19 protein-coding genes and 1 pseudogene are annotated in these 18,992 nt (G+C 34.2%); 17 read left to right on the forward strand and 3 right to left on the reverse strand.

Features of this window, described 5'->3' with window-relative positions; genetic code table 11:
- Positions 1-4: 4 nt before the first annotated feature.
- Positions 5-1,618, reverse strand: a complete 1,614-nt coding sequence (locus tag GKR88_00485; protein QMU62894.1) for a DUF2806 domain-containing protein — start codon at positions 1,616-1,618, stop codon at positions 5-7.
- Positions 1,619-1,816 (reverse strand): annotated as a pseudogene (locus GKR88_00490) (helix-turn-helix domain-containing protein). It lies immediately after the preceding gene.
- A gap of 540 nt (positions 1,817-2,356) precedes the next feature.
- Here GKR88_00490 and purH point away from each other — a divergent pair.
- The 6 genes from purH to GKR88_00520 all read left to right on the forward strand — a co-directional run bounded on the left by purH (position 2,357) and on the right by GKR88_00520 (position 9,459).
- Positions 2,357-3,883 carry a bifunctional phosphoribosylaminoimidazolecarboxamide formyltransferase/IMP cyclohydrolase gene (purH, locus tag GKR88_00495; GenBank protein QMU62895.1) on the forward strand — a complete coding sequence of 509 codons (1,527 nt, stop codon included), beginning with the start codon at positions 2,357-2,359 and terminating at the stop codon, positions 3,881-3,883.
- A gap of 72 nt (positions 3,884-3,955) precedes the next feature.
- Complete coding sequence (locus tag GKR88_00500) at positions 3,956-4,984, forward strand: MreB/Mrl family cell shape determining protein (protein QMU62896.1); 1,029 nt, start codon at positions 3,956-3,958, stop codon at positions 4,982-4,984.
- Between the two features lie 19 nt (positions 4,985-5,003).
- The gene (gene mreC / locus GKR88_00505; GenBank protein ID QMU62897.1) at positions 5,004-5,831 is read left to right on the forward strand and encodes a rod shape-determining protein MreC; all 828 of its coding nucleotides are present in this window, start codon (positions 5,004-5,006) and stop codon (positions 5,829-5,831) included.
- On the forward strand, positions 5,824-6,327 hold the full coding sequence (gene mreD / locus GKR88_00510) for a rod shape-determining protein MreD (protein QMU62898.1): 504 nt from the start codon (positions 5,824-5,826) through the stop codon (positions 6,325-6,327). The genes mreC and mreD overlap by 8 nt, the downstream gene beginning before the upstream one ends.
- On the forward strand, positions 6,324-8,204 hold the full coding sequence (gene mrdA / locus GKR88_00515; GenBank protein QMU62899.1) for a penicillin-binding protein 2: 1,881 nt from the start codon (positions 6,324-6,326) through the stop codon (positions 8,202-8,204). The genes mreD and mrdA overlap by 4 nt, the downstream gene beginning before the upstream one ends.
- On the forward strand, positions 8,185-9,459 hold the full coding sequence (locus GKR88_00520; GenBank protein ID QMU62900.1) for a rod shape-determining protein RodA: 1,275 nt from the start codon (positions 8,185-8,187) through the stop codon (positions 9,457-9,459). Before mrdA ends, GKR88_00520 begins: the two co-directional genes overlap by 20 nt.
- Before the next feature lie 5 nt (positions 9,460-9,464).
- Here the strand turns inward: GKR88_00520 and GKR88_00525 are convergent, their stop codons facing one another.
- A complete protein-coding gene (locus GKR88_00525) occupies positions 9,465-10,052 on the reverse strand; it encodes a riboflavin synthase (protein ID QMU62901.1) in 588 nt (195 codons plus the stop codon).
- Between the two features lie 58 nt (positions 10,053-10,110).
- Between GKR88_00525 and pdxA the strand changes: the two genes are divergently transcribed.
- The 11 genes from pdxA to GKR88_00580 all read left to right on the forward strand — a co-directional run bounded on the left by pdxA (position 10,111) and on the right by GKR88_00580 (position 18,693).
- Entirely contained in the window at positions 10,111-11,145 is a 1,035-nt protein-coding gene (pdxA, locus tag GKR88_00530; GenBank protein ID QMU62902.1) for a 4-hydroxythreonine-4-phosphate dehydrogenase PdxA, read from the forward strand.
- Positions 11,146-11,217: 72 nt separating this feature from the next.
- Complete coding sequence (locus tag GKR88_00535) at positions 11,218-11,754, forward strand: DUF177 domain-containing protein (GenBank protein QMU62903.1); 537 nt, start codon at positions 11,218-11,220, stop codon at positions 11,752-11,754.
- Position 11,755: 1 nt separating this feature from the next.
- Positions 11,756-11,950 carry a 50S ribosomal protein L32 gene (gene rpmF / locus GKR88_00540; GenBank protein ID QMU62904.1) on the forward strand — a complete coding sequence of 65 codons (195 nt, stop codon included), beginning with the start codon at positions 11,756-11,758 and terminating at the stop codon, positions 11,948-11,950.
- 178 nt (positions 11,951-12,128) lie between these two features.
- Positions 12,129-13,133: a beta-ketoacyl-ACP synthase III gene (fabH, locus tag GKR88_00545; protein QMU62905.1), complete on the forward strand. Its 1,005-nt coding sequence runs from the start codon at positions 12,129-12,131 to the stop codon at positions 13,131-13,133.
- Positions 13,134-13,149: 16 nt separating this feature from the next.
- The gene (gene accB, locus GKR88_00550) at positions 13,150-13,635 is read left to right on the forward strand and encodes an acetyl-CoA carboxylase biotin carboxyl carrier protein (protein QMU62906.1); all 486 of its coding nucleotides are present in this window, start codon (positions 13,150-13,152) and stop codon (positions 13,633-13,635) included.
- Positions 13,636-13,692: 57 nt separating this feature from the next.
- The gene (gene accC / locus GKR88_00555; protein QMU62907.1) at positions 13,693-15,033 is read left to right on the forward strand and encodes an acetyl-CoA carboxylase biotin carboxylase subunit; all 1,341 of its coding nucleotides are present in this window, start codon (positions 13,693-13,695) and stop codon (positions 15,031-15,033) included.
- Positions 15,034-15,079: 46 nt separating this feature from the next.
- A complete protein-coding gene (locus tag GKR88_00560; GenBank protein QMU66601.1) occupies positions 15,080-15,529 on the forward strand; it encodes an AsnC family transcriptional regulator in 450 nt (149 codons plus the stop codon).
- Between the two features lie 312 nt (positions 15,530-15,841).
- Positions 15,842-16,297: a 50S ribosomal protein L13 gene (gene rplM, locus GKR88_00565; protein ID QMU62908.1), complete on the forward strand. Its 456-nt coding sequence runs from the start codon at positions 15,842-15,844 to the stop codon at positions 16,295-16,297.
- Positions 16,297-16,683 carry a 30S ribosomal protein S9 gene (gene rpsI / locus GKR88_00570; protein QMU62909.1) on the forward strand — a complete coding sequence of 129 codons (387 nt, stop codon included), beginning with the start codon at positions 16,297-16,299 and terminating at the stop codon, positions 16,681-16,683. Before rplM ends, rpsI begins: the two co-directional genes overlap by 1 nt.
- Before the next feature lie 130 nt (positions 16,684-16,813).
- Positions 16,814-17,635 (forward strand): 30S ribosomal protein S2, encoded by an 822-nt coding sequence (rpsB, locus tag GKR88_00575; protein QMU62910.1) that lies wholly within the window; start codon positions 16,814-16,816, stop codon positions 17,633-17,635.
- 92 nt (positions 17,636-17,727) lie between these two features.
- Positions 17,728-18,693, forward strand: coding sequence for an elongation factor Ts (locus GKR88_00580; GenBank protein ID QMU62911.1), 966 nt, complete (start codon positions 17,728-17,730; stop codon positions 18,691-18,693).
- Positions 18,694-18,992 lie beyond the last annotated feature (299 nt).

The raw sequence follows: 18,992 nt of genomic DNA on the forward strand, positions 1-18,992 counted from the left end.
GTTTTTAATCTATCATCTTATTGGTTTTAAGATAATTCATAATATGTTCATAATATGTTAGATTCATTTCCTTTTGTACTATTGAGTAAATTTCTTCACCAACCTTAGTTAATCTTAAAATATCTAATTCAGTCCTCTTTTTGGAGCTTTTAACCGAGTGTTTAATGTTAAAAAAATCAAGTTGATATGAGTATTTTGAAGTATTTAATATGTAAATAGATTCTTCGATAAGGCCTAAATCTTCTAAAAGATAGATATCTCTTCTATCAAAGCCCCAATGCAAATCAGAATATTCACTATTCTCATCGGAATCGGTGATGAGCATTTTAGAATTTGATACTCCTTCACCATGTAGGTTCCACAAGCAGTTAGATAATAAAGAAAACAATTCTGCTTCGTCTGACGAGATTGATTTTAAAAGATTTAATGTTCTTTTTGAGAAGCTAGATGGATTCTTTACTTCACCAGCTAAAATTTTAGCCCATAAATATTGCATCTTTTCATGAGAACAATCTTGAGTAATATTGAAAAATTCAACGATCCAGTCTGGGTCAACTGGATTCTCTGATGCTTCTCTCTCTCTGGCAAATTCAATAGCTCTAGCAACAATGCTATCAATGTTTCTTTGTCGTCTTTCTTCTTTTAACAGAATTCTATTGTAGATTTTTTTAGTCGGGTATATGCCAAATTCTCTAGGGCAAAGTAATAAGACTTCCCGACCTTGCAATTGAAAGTATTTAATAACAGCTAAGGCACTCCATGTTTTTCCAAGACCAACGGCATCTGCAAGTATTGATCCGTTGCATTTTTGAAGCATTTTAATCAGGCTTAATACCCCTTTTTTTTGGAATTCGTAAAGCGCATTATAAATTACACTGTTTTCTAACCTACCTATTTGCCTGTTAAACTCAGGATTATTTTCTTCTTCCAGAAGTTGATTGCCAAATAATTCAAATAAGATTTTATAGTATATCTCTCTCGGAGTGTATTTAATAAAAATCTTTTCTATTTCACCTATTAGGTATTTTTTAAAGTCAATTTTTGTGTGTTTTCCATCTTTGTGAATTATTGTCTTATCGGTATGAGCTTGAGGTTTAACCCACAAAGATTCAAACCAATATACCAATTCCTTGTATTGGTTATTGTTGCCGGTTTCTGCAATATTTAGCTCAACATTATTTGTGTGCTTTAATCCGATTCCGGCTTCGGTAAGATTTGAGCTTCCCGAAACAAAATATTTATCTCTGTCGTCGTCTTTGGCCGGATGGAACAGATAATTTTTTGCATGGCAAAAATTTGGTTCTAATGTCTTTGCCAATACTTTATCTTGTTTTAAGAAATTCACTGCTTCTTGTGAAACACTGTTTAATTTCAACGCTGCTTCAATCGAGATATTTTCGTTTAATAAATCAAGTGGTCGATTTTCTTCTAAGTCAACATTAACAATGTCCCCAAGCACCAAACGGAAGTCACTAATTTTATCGTTTACTTGTCTTGACAACCACGCTAAAGCTCCAATTGTAAAGTATCCCGTTACTAAATCAAATTTTCCCTCTTCTGTATATTTGGAAATCCACTGGTGGACTTTTAATTCTTTGTTTTCATTATCGAGGATCATCTATTGCTCTTTTTCTGTTTGGATTAGGTCTTTTGGGTCAACATCAAGGATTTTTGCTATCTCAAATAACACTTCAAATCTTGGCTGTTGTCTGTTTTGCACATAGCTGTTAACCATGTTATAGCTCTTACCTAATTGCTCAGCCAACTATTTTTGTTTAATTCCTTTTTGTTCCGGAGCTTCTTTTATTCTGTTCATTCCGTTTAAATTTTGGTCAACTAAAATAGAAAAGTTTGAATAAATATCTTGTTTTTTGTGATATTATTTACCGAACTCGTTTGGACTTTTTGGGTTTAAGCGAACATTAGAAGTTTTTAGGGCTGTTGAAGGCTTTTTTGAGTTGCATGCACCGCTACGGAAGGAAAAAAAGCTAAAAACAGCCCTAAAAACACCCATTTTTTAGCAAATTGAAAAAGTTTAAATGAGTTCTTTTAGTAAATTTGTATACTCTATATAATAGAGTTAAAAGTTTTGAAAGCCCCGAGTTAAAAGTTTGCTCAACCTTTTTAAAACACTGAAAAAGAGCATCCTTTTTTTGAGAAAAAAGTTAAAAAAGAGATCTTTGCAGAATTGATTTAGCAAAAAGTTCGACGCCCGAAGAACATTTTCAACCGGAATAATCTGGTGGTTTTGAGGATTTAAAATTTTCGAGAAGGGAGAAATTTGAAGTCAAATCAATTCAAACACAGAATATATCACTATTTTGGCAATGGACTCAATAATATAACTAAGTAATAGATGAGTACTCTAAAAACGATTCAATCCGCATTAATTTCTGTTTTTCATAAAGAGGGTTTAGCGCCTGTTGTAAAAAAATTAAATGACTTCGGTGTAACTATTTATTCAACCGGAGGAACGGAGAGGTTTATCGCTGAGCTTGGCATATCGGTTATTCCTATAGAAGATGTAACTTCATATCCTTCCATTCTTGGAGGTAGAGTAAAAACATTGCATCCAAAAGTATTTGGAGGTATTTTAAACAGACAGGATCACAAAGGAGATATCGCCCAAATGAATGAATTTCAAATTCCCCAGTTAGATTTGGTCATTGTAGATTTATATCCTTTTGAAAAAACAATTGCTTCGGGTGCCGATGAGCAAGGCATCATAGAAAAAATTGATATCGGTGGAATTTCTTTAATAAGAGCTGCTGCAAAGAATTTTAAAGACACATTTATCATTTCATCGATGGATCAATATGAAGCATTTTTAGAACTAATCTCCGGTAATGATGGTAAAACATCCCTAGCATCAAGAAAGGAGTTTGCTGCTAAGGCATTTGATATTTCTTCTCATTACGATACCGCCATATTTAATTATTTTAATGAAAAAGAAGTCGTTTTTAAAGCAAGCGAGCGGACTTCCAAAACATTGCGATATGGTGAAAATCCACATCAAAGGGGAACTTTTTTTGGAGATTTAGAAGGTATGTTTGATCAACTTCACGGAAAAGAATTAAGTTATAACAACTTGTTAGATATTGATGCTGCGGTTCATTTAATGAGTGAATTTACCGAAGAGCCTCCTACTTTTGCTATTTTAAAACACAATAATGCATGTGGTTGTGCTCAAAGAGCCACCGTATATCAGGCTTATATTGATGCTTTGTCCGGAGATCCTGTTTCTGCTTTTGGCGGAATATTAATCACGAATACAAAAATTGACAAGGTGACCGCAACAGAAATACATTCCCTTTTTTGTGAAGTGATTATTGCACCGTCGTATGACGAGGATGCTTTAACCATTTTAAAAGGGAAAAAGAATCGAATTATTCTAATTCAAAAAGAAACTAAGTTGCCAAACCAAACGGTAAGAACCTGCTTAAGTGGGCTACTTGTCCAAGACAAAGACAACAAAACAGATCGTGTAGAGGACCTGTCGTATCCTACAAAAAATAAGCCGACTAAAAGAGCGTTAGAAGATCTCATTTTTGCTTCCAAAATATGTAAACACACAAAGTCTAATACCATTGTATTAGCCAAAAACAAGCAGCTTTTTGCCAGTGGTACCGGCCAAACCAGTAGAGTTGATGCATTAAAACAAGCCATTGAAAAAGCGACAAATTTTGGGTTTAATTTGCAAGAAGCTGTTATGGCCAGTGATGCTTTTTTTCCTTTTCCCGACTGTGTGGAAATTGCAGATACCGCCGGAATAAAAAGCATTATTCAACCGGGAGGTTCAATTAAAGATCAATTAAGTATAGATTACTGTGACTCAAATAGTTTGTCTATGGTATTTACGGGAACAAGACATTTTAAACATTAAATACATAATTGTATTCCGAACAAGTAATTTTTATTAGATTTGTAAGACTACTCAAAATCAAAAAAATATTTTATGGGGTTTTTCGATTTTATGACAGAAGATATTGCAATCGATTTAGGTACTGCAAACACTTTAATTATACATGATGACAAGGTGGTCATAGACAGTCCTTCCATAGTAGCGAGAAATCAACTAACGGGTAAGATTATCGCCACGGGAAAAGACGCCAGTTTAATGCAGGGGAAAACGCATGAAAATATCAAAACCATACGCCCGTTAAAAGATGGGGTAATAGCTGATTTTCAGGCTTCCGAAGAAATGATTAAGAATTTTATTAAAAAAATTCCTGCTATCAGAAGAAGGTTTTTTTCACCTTCATTGCGAATGCTTATTTGTATTCCTTCCGGTATTACCGAGGTGGAAAAACGCGCTGTAAAAGACTCCGCCACACATATGAATGCAAAAGAAGTCTATTTGATTTACGAACCTATGGCTGCCGCAATTGGTGTTGGTATAGATATTATGGAGGCCAAAGGGAATATGGTTATTGATATCGGCGGAGGAACTACGGAAATTGCTGTAATTGCACTATCCGGTATTGTTTACGATCAATCTGTAAAAGTTGCAGGAGATCTATTTACAAATGATATCATGTACTACATGCGAACCCAACATAATTTGTACATAGGGGTGGCAACTGCAGAAAATGTTAAAATAACCGTTGGTGCTGCCACCGAAGATTTGGATGATCCCCCGGAAGATATGTTGGTTAGGGGAAGAGATTTATTAAGCGGAAAACCTAAACAAGTTCAGACCTCTTATAGAGAAATGGCAAAAGCATTAGATAAATCTATTTTAAGGATTGAAGATGCTATTATGGAAACCTTGTCTAAAACGCCACCCGAATTATCTGCCGATATTTACAACACAGGTATCTATTTAGCAGGAGGAGGTTCTATGCTTAAGGGTCTGGATAAGCGATTATCCCGTAAAACCGATCTTCCTGTTTATGTTGTAGAAGATCCGCTGAGGGCTGTTGTAAGAGGTACCGGATTGGCTCTAAAAGAACTGGATAAATACAAAAGTGTTGTGATGAAATAATTTCAAATATTTTCATTGTATGCAGCAAATTATTTATTTTATCCGGAAATATAAATACTTTCTATTTTTTCTTCTTTTAGAATCCGTTGCTCTGTTTTTTATCCTCAATAATCACCGCTTTCACAAAAGTAAGTTTATTAGTTCTGCAAACTTTATCAGTGGGAACTTATATGAAAAAACTACACAATTTTCCGGATATTTTAATCTAAAAAAAGCCAACAAAATATTAATAGAAGAAAATACACTGCTTAAAAACAAACTGGAAAAATTAAAAAATGTGTTGGACACATCTTTAGTTATCAAGGTAAATAATTCGTTATATCATCAGAAATACACATATACTGCAGCTAAAATTATTAATAATAAGTTCAACTCTGACTTTAATTTCCTGACACTTAATAAGGGGAAAAAAGACGGAGTTACTACCGAAATGGCTGTTGTAAATAATAAGGGAATCATAGGGATTACCGATCAAACTTCCTATAGATATGCGAGAGCTCAATCTATTTTAAATAAAACTATTGGAATCAATGCACGTCTGAAGAACAGCCCTTATTTTGGCTCGTTGACCTGGAATGGAAAAGATATACGAATAGTACAATTAAATGATATCCCCAGACAAGCTGTTTTTAAAGTTGGAGATACGATCATCACAGGAGGAATGTCTTCTATCTTTCCTAAAGGTATTTTAATTGGAACCATACAGAAAATAACCCCTGGTAATTCTATAAAAAATACCATAGATGTGGCACTATTTAATGATTTAAGACATATTGAAAATGTATATATTATTTCAAATTTTGATAAAAGAGAAATTCGAACTATAGAAGATACTGCAAATGAATAGATTTTCATTAACTATAAGATTGGTTCTTATTATGCTTTTTCAAGTACTTATATTAAATAATATCCATTTTTTAGGATATATAAATCCATATTTGTACGTGCTTTTTGTATTTGTTTATCCGGTTCGTACGAATCGTTTTCCTTTTTTATTTTTTGCTTTTCTTTATGGCTTGGTTGCCGACCTGTTCTCAGATTCCGGAGGAATACATGCTTTTTCATTACTGTTTGTTGCTTATATAAGAATCTTTTTAATAAAAGCTATTTTCCAAAAATCCAATACTGATTTATTAACATTCAACTTTAAATCAGAGTCTTTAAAAAAAATGATCAACTATGTAATCATTTTAACAGTTATACATCATTTTATTTTATTCTCTCTGGCTCATTTTAGTTTTCAAAATTTTTATGATATTATGTTAAATACTTTTTTATCTGCTTTTTTTACGCTGATTTTGTATTTTTCAGGAACCTTTATTTTTAATAAAAAATATCCATGAAACGAAGTTTTCTACTATACTTTTTAACTACTTCCATTGGTTTGCTTTATATCGGCAGGCTTTTTCAATTGCAAATAGTAGACAGTGCACCTAATGTTATTGCTCAAAGTACTTCCGTAAAAGTAATTTTCGATTATCCGGAAAGAGGTTACATATATGACAGAAATGGTAAACTTTTAGTAGCCAATCAATTATCCTATGATGTAATGGTAATTCCAAATGAAGTAAAACCTCTGGATACTTTAGAGTTTTGTTCACTTCTTAAAATAGATACCGCATACTTTAAAAAGAGATACAGAAGAGCAAAAAGATACTCACCGTGGTTGCCTTCGGTTTTTCTCAGGCAATTGGCTAAAGAAGATTTCGCTTTTTTACAGGAAAAACTGCACAAATTTAAAGGTTTTTATGTCCAAAAAAGAATTATACGAGATTATCCCGTTAAATCTGCAGCCAATATTCTGGGTTATATCAGTGAAGTAAATGAGGAGATTACCAAAAAAAGTAATTATTATCAGCAAGGAGAGTTGATAGGGAAAACCGGAATTGAAAAGCAGTACGAATTGGTATTGAGAGGAAAAAAGGGAAGAAAATACCTCCAAAGAAATAGTCTTAATAAAATTATAGGGCCCTATAAAGACGGAATATATGATTCACTTTCCGTTGACGGACAGGATGTAACTTTGTCTATTGATAGTGAGCTACAACAATATGCAGAGTCTTTAATGAAAGGAAAACGGGGAGCTATTGTTGCTATTGAGCCTGCTACAGGAGAAATTCTATCATTAACCACTGCTCCCAGTTATGACCCAAATATGATGGTTGGCAGAAAACGTTCTAAAAATTCTGTTATACTTTTTAATGACATCATTAATAATCCCACTTACGATAGAGGTTTACAAGCAATTTATGCACCCGGATCTCCTTTTAAACTGGTAAATGCCTTGATAGGGCTACAAGAAGGTATTATTACAGAAAAAACTCATTTTTATTGTTATCACGGGTATCGATACGGCAATAGAAAAAATGAATTTATGGGATGTCATTGTAATATATACAATAAACCTATTCAATTGCATACCGCCATTTCCAAATCATGCAACAGCTATTTTGCAAATACGTACAAACGTATTATAGAGAAAAATAATGATCCGGAAAGCGGGCTTACAAACTGGAGTAGGCACTTGAAAAGTTTTGGATTGGGAAATTACTTAGGATACGACTTACCTACCGGCCAAAAAGGGTTAATTCCTGATGGTGAATATTATAACAGGCAATATAAATACAAGTGGAATGCATCTACTAATATTTCCAATGCTATTGGCCAGGGTGAAGTATTAACTACTCCCATTCAACTCGCAAATGTTACTGCTGCAATTGCCAACAGAGGTTATTTTTATATCCCGCATATATTAAAAAATATCAATGTGATTCCTATTAAGGATTCCACATATATCATCCCTAAAAAAACAACGATACAGGCAAAACATTTTGAACCTGTAATACATGCAATGGAAGAGGTTTTTAAAACAGGAACAGCCAGTTGGGTTAAGATTAAAGGAATTGATATTTGTGGCAAAACAGGAACTGCTGAAAATTTTACAAAAGTAAATGGGAAAAAAGAACAACTACCCGATCATTCTATTTTAATTGCATTTGCTCCAAAAGAGGACCCAAAAATTGCTCTTGCCGTTTTTATTGAAAACGGAGGGTTCGGTTCGGAAATAGCAGCTCCCATTGCAAGTCTTATGATTGAAAAATACATATTCAAAAAAGTAAAAAGAAAATGGATTGAAGATATCGTTATCAATAAAGACTTATACCCTGTTTATAATAGACATCTTGATAAAAAAATAACCGTTGAGAGCAGCACGCAATAATATTTTTTACAGTATAGATTGGACACTGGTTTTAATTTATATACTTCTGGTAGGTTTTGGTTGGGTAAACATTTATGCTGTGTCTCCGGAAAATACGGGCAGTATTTTTAATTTTTCAACCATACATGGCAAACAACTCCTTTGGATTATTTTAAGTATACCACTTATCATTGTTATACTCTTCTTTAACTTTAAATTTTATGAAAAATTTGCAGGTTTTTTTTATCTCGCTTCGGTAATCCTTTTAATTGGTTTATTTCTATTTGGCAAGAATGTAAACGGTGCCGTATCATGGTATGATGTTGGAATAGCAAGTATACAACCTTCTGAATTTTCCAAAGCCTTTACAGCATTGGCTTTGGCAAAACTGATGCATGACAGGAATTACAATCTTGGAATTATTGAAAATCAAATCAAAGCCTTCTTTATTATTTTTCTCCCTGCTTTTTTAATTTTCTTACAACCCGACGCGGGTTCTGCCCTTATTTACTTATCTTTCTTTTTTGTCCTGAATAGAGAGGGTTTGACATTAGCTTATTTGATTATAGGCATTTCTGCTATTGTTCTTTTTATATTCACTTTAATTATAACCCCATTTATATTAGCATCGGTTCTCTTCTCTTTAATTACACTTTTCATCCTATACGCAGTTTATAAAAATAAACGTTTCTTAAAATTTCATTGGATTAAAATTATGGGGTTCTATTCCATTATTGGGCTATTTATCTTTAGCTCGGATTTTATTTATAATAATGTTTTTGAACAGCATCACAGAGATCGATTTGATATCTTATTAGGCAAAAAATCAGATACACAAAAAATAGGATACAATTCAAATCAATCTATCCGGACCATAAGCTCCGGAGGGTTTTCAGGCAAAGGTTTTTTGAAGGGTGATAAAACCCAGGGAGGATTTGTACCTGAGCAACACACCGATTATATCTTTAGTGTAATTGGAGAAGAATGGGGATTTATAGGCAGTAGTATGGTAATCATTCTTTTTCTGATTTTGTTATATCGAATCCTCTTTTTAGCTGAAACCCACAATAACAAATTCGGACGAATCTATGGATATGGCGTAGCCTCTATCTTATTTTTTCATATCCTGATAAATATAGGAATGGTTATCGGTTTATTGCCAACCATTGGAATCCCGCTACCTTTTTTTAGCTACGGCGGATCTTCTCTTTGGGGGTTTACACTGTTGCTCTTTATATTTATAAAGTTAGACGCTCATAAAAATTACGATTGGTGACTTAGTTAGTACCCATTTCTATATAATCTCGTAACGTACTTCCCTATCACATCAAACTCCAAATTGACAATACTGCCAACAACTAAATCTTTAAATGTAGTATGTGCTAAGGTATAAGGTATAATTGCCACACTAAACTCATTCTCTTTAGTATTTACCACTGTTAAACTAACTCCATTAACCGTAATGGAGCCTTTCTCTATCGTTATATTTTCCGTAGAAGTATATTGAAAAGTAAATAAAGTACTTCCTTCTTCATTTGTTTTGGCGATACAAACAGCTGTCGAATCTACATGCCCCTGTACTATATGACCATCTAATCTATCGCCCAATTTCATTGCTCTTTCCAAATTGATCTTATCATTTACTTTTAATAATCCCAGGTTTGTTTTGTCCAGCGTTTCTTTTATGGCAGTAACAACATAGGTGTCATTTTCAATAGAAACAACGGTCAGGCAAACTCCATTATGCGCAACACTTTGATCAATCTTTAACTCATTGGTTGTATCACTTTGAATGGTAACATGAATATTTTCCTGTTCACTGTCAATCCGTTTAACAACTCCCAGAGTTTCAATAATTCCGGTAAACATCTCTTATAATTTAGTTACTTTTGCACCATACAAAAATAGAAATAATACAACATGCACGATGAATAAAACCAATAACATAATTGTAGGAATTTCTTTGGGTGATATAAACGGAATAGGCGTAGAAGTTATTTTAAAAACATTTGCCGATAAAAGAATGCTGGAATTTTGTACTCCTGTTATATTTGGCTCAAACAAAGTAGTTTCCTTTCATAAAAAAGCGTTGAACATTCAAACGCATATTAACGGTATACATCATATTAACAAAATAGTTTACGGAAAAATCAACCTGTTAAATATATGGAATGAAGACATTAAAATCGAATTAGGAACCCCTTCAAAAAATGCTGGAAAATATGCTTTTCAATCTCTGAAAAAAGCTGTAGACGAATTAAAAAAAGAAACCATAGATGTCTTAATTACCGCACCGATCAATAAAGATACTATCCAATCAGAAGATTTTAAATTTGCAGGACATACGGAATATTTGCAAAGTAATTTAGAAGGACAAAGCCTGATGATTTTAATGAATGACTTATTTAAAGTAGGGCTGTTAACCGGACATATTCCTGTTTCAAAAGTGGCAGATACGATTACACCCGAATTAATCAAAGAGAAAACAGCAATTATGTATGCCTCATTAGTACAGGATTTTGGTGTTATTAAACCAAAAATTGCTGTTCTTGGATTGAACCCGCACTCGGGAGACAACGGGTTAACGGGCAAAGAAGAAAAAGAAATCATTATTCCTACCATCAAAGAAATACGAGATTCGGGAAAATTAGTGTTTGGCCCTTATGCCGCAGACGGATTCTTTGGTTCAAAAACCTATCAACAATTTGACGGAATATTGGCCATGTATCACGATCAAGGCTTAGCTCCTTTTAAAGCATTATCATTTGGAAACGGTGTAAACTTTACAGCAGGTTTAAATAAAATAAGGACATCACCCGATCATGGAACCGGTTTTGATATCGCCGGAAAAGGAATAGCAAACGAAGATTCATTTAAAGAAGCTTTATTTACTGCTCTTAAGATTTATAAAAACAGAAACGAATATAAAGAGATCACTGAGAATGTTTTAAAATCCAATTGACTTTTTACCTATAAAATTCAATTAAATCCAAAACATTTTTTATATTCGCATGCTCAATTTGATTCATTGATAATGAAAGGCATGAAAGATTTTAACATTCCTTTTGTAGGTTTAAAATTAGGAAGCCATTTATTCAAATATCAAATCGATAACACGTTCTTTGAAGCATTTAATTTTAATGAATACTTTAATACCCGGGTTACAGCTAACGCCACCCTTGTAAAAAAGACAACTTTTATAGAAATCTCTGTTCAGATAAGCGGAACTGTAAACCTTTCTTGTGATATTACAAATATTCCTTATGATCAGGAAATTACAGGGAATCTAGACTTGGTTGTTAAGTTTGGGTCGGAGTATAATGACAATGATATAGATATCTTGATACTCTCACATGGGGCATACCAGCTAAATATAGCCCAATACATATATGAGTTGATTATTTTGTCTGTCCCTGCAAAAAGAGTTCATCCAAAAGTCACAGACGGTACTATGCAATCTAAAACTTTGGACATATTAAATAGCTCACAAAAAACAGTTCCGGCGGAAAATGCGGAAACAGATCCCAGGTGGGATATGTTAAAGAATTTAATAACAGAAAAAAATACATAAAATGGCACATCCAAAGAGAAAAATATCCAAAACCAGAAGAGATAAAAGAAGAACTCACTATAAGGCTTCAACTCAGCAAATAGCGGTAGACCCAACAACCGGAGAAGCTCATTTATACCACAGAGCTCATTGGCATGAAAGTAAACTCTATTACAGAGGCCAGGTTGTAATGGAATCTTCCGAAGCAGAAGTATAATTGTGTTTTTTTTTAGAAAAACCAAAAACCCTCGTTTTTTGATGTCTTTTTATAATTTCATACTAAAAATTGGGTTTTCTCAAGCTTTTTTGTACGGAAAAAGTTTATTTTCCTTATTTTAGCCTTCCCTTTTTATGGTAAACCAAACAACAATAGAACCTTTATAAAAGGCAACCCTATGATAAAGTTAACTGCAGCAATTACAGCAGTGGGGAAGTATGTCCCCGAATACGTGCTGACAAATAAGGAGCTGGAAACTTTAGTCGATACCAATGACGAGTGGATTACGTCCAGAACCGGAATTAAAGAACGTAGAATCCTTAAAACTCCGAATAAGGGTACTTCTTTTATGGCTATTGAAGCTGCAAAAGATTTAATCCGGAAAACAAATCTGAACCCCTTAGAGATAGACCTGGTTATTGTTGCCACTGCCACACCCGATGTACTTGTAGCTTCTACCGCAGTTTTTACGGCAACAGAAATAGGAGCTGCTAACGCATTTGCCTATGACATACAAGCTGCCTGCTCCAGCTTTCTCTACGGAATGTCTACAGCAGCAGCCTACGTAACATCCGGTAGATATAAAAAGGTATTACTCATAGGGGCCGATAAAATGTCTTCTATCATAGATTATTCGGACAGGACTACTTGCATTATTTTTGGAGACGGGGCCGCTGCCACTCTTTTTGAAGTCAACGAAGAAGGCCTGGGTTTACAAGACGAATACTTAAGAAGCGATGGTATTGGAAGAGAGTTCTTAAAAATTGAAGCCGGAGGCTCAATTTTGCCTCCTAGTGAAAGTACTGTAAAAAATAAACAACATTTTGTGTATCAGGAAGGGAAAACAGTTTTTAAGTTTGCAGTATCCAATATGGCTGATGCATCAGAAAAAATGTTGACTAGAAATAAGCTAACCCAACAAGACATAGATTGGCTGGTTCCACATCAAGCAAATAAGAGAATTATTGAAGCTACCGCAAATAGAATAAATCTGAATTCCTCAAAAGTAATGATAAATATTCATAAGTATGGAAATACAACCTCTGCTACTCTACCTTTGTTATTAGCAGATTATGAGCAGCAGCTAAAAAAAGGAGATAATTTAATTTTTGTGGCTTTTGGCGGCGGATTTACGTGGGGATCTATCTATTTAAAATGGGCATATAATTCACAAACTAATTAGTACTAAAATCAAAAATATGGATATTAAAGAAATTCAAAGCTTGATAAAGTTTGTAGCAAAATCCGGTGTCAGCGAAGTAAAACTGGAAATGGAAGGTATAAAAATTACTATCAAAACCGGTACTGCTAATGAAAGCACTATAGTACACCAAACTCCTGCGGTAGCAATACCTCAACAATCCATACAAATGGCTCCGGTAGCTCCTCCGCCTGCTCCTGAAGCTTCTGCTCCCGTTGCTGCTCCCACAGAAGACGATTCTAAATATATTACTATAAAGTCTCCTATTATTGGTACTTTATATAGAAAGCCTTCACCGGACAAACCCGTGTTTGTAGAGGTAGGCAGTGAGATTAAAGTCGGTGATACGCTGTGTATTATTGAAGCCATGAAATTATTTAATGAAATCGAATCCGACGTTTCCGGCAAAGTGGTAAAAATACTTGCAGATGATTCTTCTCCCGTAGAGTTTGATCAACCACTGTTTTTGATAGATCCTTCATAATTTTCTTTTATTTTTTTAAGTGCCTCCTCAAAATTTTAAAAAATAAAACTTATAATTATGTTTAAAAAAATATTAATAGCCAATAGAGGTGAAATCGCTTTACGAATACTTAGAACTTGTAAAGAGATGGGAATTAAAACAGTAGCAGTATATTCCACTGTTGATGCAGAGAGTTTACATGTTAAATTTGCTGATGAAGCCGTATGCATTGGCCCTGCTCCCGGTAGCGAATCGTATTTGAAAATGTCAAATATTATTGCAGCAGCCGAAATTACAAATGCCGATGCCATACATCCGGGATATGGTTTCCTATCGGAAAACGCTAAATTCTCGAAGCTATGTGAAGAACATGATATTAAGTTTATAGGGGCAACCGGAGATATGATAGACAGAATGGGTGACAAAGCCTCTGCAAAATCAACCATGATTGCTGCCGGTGTTCCCTGTATTCCGGGGTCTGAAGGAATTATAAAAGATTTTTCAGAATGTGAAAAATTGGCTGTTGAAGCAGGATATCCGGTGATGTTAAAAGCAACAGCCGGCGGTGGCGGAAAAGGAATGCGAGCCGTATGGAAAGCAGAAGATTTACAAGATGCCTGGGACTCTGCTCGCCAGGAAGCAAAAGCTGCTTTTGGAAATGACGGAATGTATTTGGAAAAATTAATTGAAGAACCCAGACATATTGAAATTCAAATTGTGGGCGACGCTTTTGGCAAAGCCTGCCATTTATCAGAAAGAGATTGTTCTGTCCAAAGGCGACATCAAAAACTCACCGAAGAAACCCCATCTCCTTTTATGACAAAAAAGTTGAGAAGCGATATGGGAAAAGCCGCAGTAAAAGCCGCAGAATATATTAAATACGAAGGTGCAGGAACGGTAGAATTCTTGGTAGATAAACATAGAAACTTCTACTTTATGGAAATGAATACCAGAATTCAGGTAGAACACCCTATTACTGAAGAAGTGATTGATTTTGACTTAATTAGAGAACAGATTTTAGTTGCTTCCGGTATTCCTATTTCCGGTAAAAATTATATCCCAAAAATGCATTCTATTGAATGTAGAATCAACGCAGAAGATCCTTTTAACGGGTTTAGGCCATCTCCGGGAAAAATATCTACCCTACACCTACCCGGAGGCCATGGAGTCAGAGTAGATACGCATGTTTATTCAGGATATATGATCCCTCCTAATTATGACTCCATGATTGCCAAACTGATCGTGACTGCTCAAACAAGAGTAGAGGCTATTAACAAAATGAAAAGAGCTTTAGATGAATTTATCATTGAAGGAGTTAAAACAACGATTCCTTTTCATAGCCAGTTAATGGATCACCCCAATTATATATCAGGAAATTACACTACAAAATTTATGGAAGATTTTGAAATGAAGCCCTAAATTCTTTCAAAGTTATTAAGGTACAAAACATTTTTTAGCTATGGGTATAAAAATAGATGGTATAGATAAAATCATCATCAATAGATTAATTGAAGATGCCAGAATACCTATATTAAGTATTGCCAGAGAGGTCGGAGTATCAGGGGCAGCCATACATCAAAGATTGCGAAAATTAGAAGTTTCCAAGCTTATTGCAGGTTCTCAGTTGATACTGAACCCTAAAGTATTAGGGTATACAACAACAGCTTTCGTAGGAATTTTTTTAGAATCTGCAAGCATGTACTCCACTGCTATTAAAAAACTAAAAAATATTCCCGAAGTTGTAGAAAGTCACTATACTACAGGAAATTATGCTATATTTATAAAGGTTCTTTGTAAGAATAATAATGACCTCATGTACCTGTTAAACAGTGATATTCAAAGAATAAAAGGGGTTGTAAGAACAGAAACATTTATCTCTCTGGATCAACAAATAAAACGGCAAATCAAAATATAAATAACTGATAATTGACGAAAGGTCTTCTAAAAATTACTTTTTCTTAGCCTTATCTATTTTCTATTGTATTTTATTATACAGAGACCTTCTAAAAATTACTTTTTTAACCATTTGAGGGCTATGCAACATTGATTTGGCAAAAAAAGCTTAATACCAAAGAGAATGTTCCGGAGGGAAGAAATTTGAATCCGAATCAATAAATACAGAAGATATACCTATTTTGCAAATCTCTATTTGCTAATCAAATAATTAGTATTACATTTGCACTCCTTTTTTAAGGATAAATCCATAACAAAAACTAAAAGTGTAATTATGAACACATTAAGTTACAAAACAGTGTCAGCAAACAAAGCCACGATTACAAAAGAGTGGGTTATTGTTGATGCGGACGGGCAAACATTGGGTCGTCTAGCTTCTAAAGTGGCAAAGCTAATTAGAGGTAAATACAAACCTAACTTTACTCCTCATGTAGATTGTGGAGATAATGTGGTTATTATCAATGCAGAAAAAATAAACCTAACGGGTAAAAAGTGGACAGATAAGTTATACATTCGTCACACAGGTTATCCGGGCGGGCAAAGATCATTAAGTGCTGCGGAAATGTTCAATAAAAATCCCAAAAAACTTGTTGAAAAAGCAGTAAAAGGGATGTTACCAAAAAATAAATTAGGTAACGCTTTATTTAGAAACTTATATGTATATGAAGGTACAGAGTATAATCAAAATACTCAAGATCCAAAAGCTATTAACCTTAACGATCTCAAGTAATGGAAACAGTTCACAAAATAGGCAGAAGAAAAACAGCAGTAGCGCGCGTTTACCTTTCCAAAGGTAAAGGAAACATCATCGTTAACAAAAGAGAATTAGCAAACTACTTTACAACTTCAACGCTGCAATACAAAATAAAACAACCTTTGCTATTAACAGAGAATTTAACCTCTTATGATATTAAAGTAAATGTTTATGGCGGCGGGCTCACCGGACAAGCCGAAGCAGTTCGCCTGGCAATTACCAGAGCCTTGGTAACAATTAATGAAGAACACAAAGCTATCTTAAAACCAGAAGGCCTTTTAACTCGTGATCCAAGAATGGTAGAACGTAAGAAATTTGGCCAAAAGAAAGCACGTAAAAAATTCCAGTTCTCAAAACGTTAATTCTATACTTTATATCTGAGAAATACGTTTTTGGAACAATATCAATTAATAATAAGTTTAGCATCTAAATAGACAAGATTCGAAAGACTACTTGTCTATTGCTACAAAACAGAAAGTAAACATATTTAAAATGGCAAACGTAGACATTAAAGAATTGCTTGAAAATGGAGTGCACTTTGGTCACTTAACAAGAAAGTGGGATCCAAATATGGCTCCTTATATTTATACGGAACGCAATGGTGTTCATATTATTGATCTGTATAAAACGGTTGCTAAAATAGAAGAAGCTGTTACGGCACTGCAAAAAATTGCAAATTCAGGAAGAAAAATTTTATTTGTGGCAACTAAAAAGCAAGCAAAAGACATTGTTTCGGAAAAAGCAAACGCTGTAAACATGCCATATATTACTGAAAGGTGGCCCGGAGGCATGTTAACAAACTTTGTTACCATTAGAAAAGCCGTAAAAAAAATGGCTTCCATTGAAAGAATGAAACAAGACGGGTCTTTTGATGCTTTATCTAAAAGAGAAAAACTACAAATCAATCGTCAGAGAGAAAAATTAGAAAAAAATTTAGGCTCTATTTCCGACATGACCCGTTTACCCGGAGCCATATTTATAGTAGATATTAAAAAAGAACATATTGCAGTTACAGAAGCTCAAAAATTAAATATTCCCATTTTTGCAATGGTAGATACCAATTCCGATCCAAGAATGGTAGATTTTGTAATCCCTGCAAATGATGACGCTTCCAAATCTATTGAGAAAGTACTAAGTTTTGTTACCGATGCCATTGCTGAAGGTTTAGCTAATAGAAAAGCCGAGAAAAACAAAGCAACAGTAAAAAAAACTGAAAAAACCGAAGTAACGGAAACCGTTGAAACTACTGCTAATCCGGTAGAAATAAAAGCAGAAGAAACTCCTGTGGAAGAAACAAAAGAAGGAGAAAAATAAAAAGAGAAAGAATTTGTGGGTATTTGTTCGTATAATTTATGAGAATTATTCGAATAAAACATCAGTGTACCAATAAATAAAAAAGTTAAATAATGACAAAAATAAGTGCTGCCGACGTTAAAAATCTAAGAGAAGCAACCGGAGCAGGAATGATGGATTGTAAGAAAGCCTTGGTAGAAGCAGAAGGAGATTTTGACAAAGCAATAGATATTTTAAGAAAAAAAGGACAAAAAATTGCTGCAAAAAGAGCAGATAGAGTTTCAATCGAAGGTGTTGCCGTTACCAAAATAAGCGCGGATAATACTGTTGGAGTAGCCATTGTTTTAGCCTGTGAAACTGATTTCGTAGGTAAAAATGATTCTTTTAAAGAACTGGCGGGTAAATTTGCAGATATTGCTTTAAACTGTCCAGATAAAGAATCTTTCTTGGCTGCTGATTTTGACGGAATGACAGTTGCTGATAAATTGATAGAACAAACAGGTGTCATTGGAGAAAAATTAGACATCACCTCTTTTGAAAAAATGGAAGCACCCTATGTGGGCTCTTATACACATATTGGCAAAATCGCTGCACTGGTAGGAATATCCAAAGCCATTGACGAAGCGGCTGTTTTAACTAAAGATCTTGCCATGCAGGTAGCATCTATGGGAGCAACAACATTATCTTATAAAGATTTTGATCCTGCTTATATTGCAGCAGAAACCGAAGCCAGAATTGCAGCTATCGAAAAAGACAATATAGAGTTAGGCAGATTGGGAAAAGCCCTCAAAAATGTACCTCAATATATATCCATGGCTCAATTGACCGAAGAAGTTTTAGCGAAAGCTGAAGAAAAAGCAAAATCCGAATTAAAAGCCGAGGGAAAACCGGAACAAATCTGGGATAGAATTCTTCCGGGGAAAATGGAAAGATTTATTTCTGACAATACAACTCTGGATCAAGAACAATGTTTATTAAACCAAAATTTCATCAAAGATGAAAAGAAAACCGTTGCGACATATGTTAAAACATACGGAGATGTTTCAGTAGTTGGGTTTAAACGGGTTACCTTGGGTTAACATTTCATGTTATAATAGTAAAACTTTGAAAACCGTCCTTATAAGGACGGTTTTTTATGTGTACCGCATCTTTCTTTAGCAGAGATCTTTACAAAATAATGGTATATTCCGTATTTGAATTAATTTGACTTCAAATTTCTCCCTTCTCGAAAATTTTAAATCCTCAAAACCAACAGGTTATTCAGGTTGAAAATGTTCTTCGGGCATCGAACTTTTTTGTTAAATCAATTTTGCAAAGGTCCCTAGTAGCTAAAATCTAATTAGTATATTTGTAACACCTTTTAGATAAGAAAAAAAAT

Source organism: Flavobacteriaceae bacterium, from assembly GCA_014075215.1.
In the GTDB taxonomy this organism is placed as follows: domain Bacteria; phylum Bacteroidota; class Bacteroidia; order Flavobacteriales; family Flavobacteriaceae; genus Polaribacter.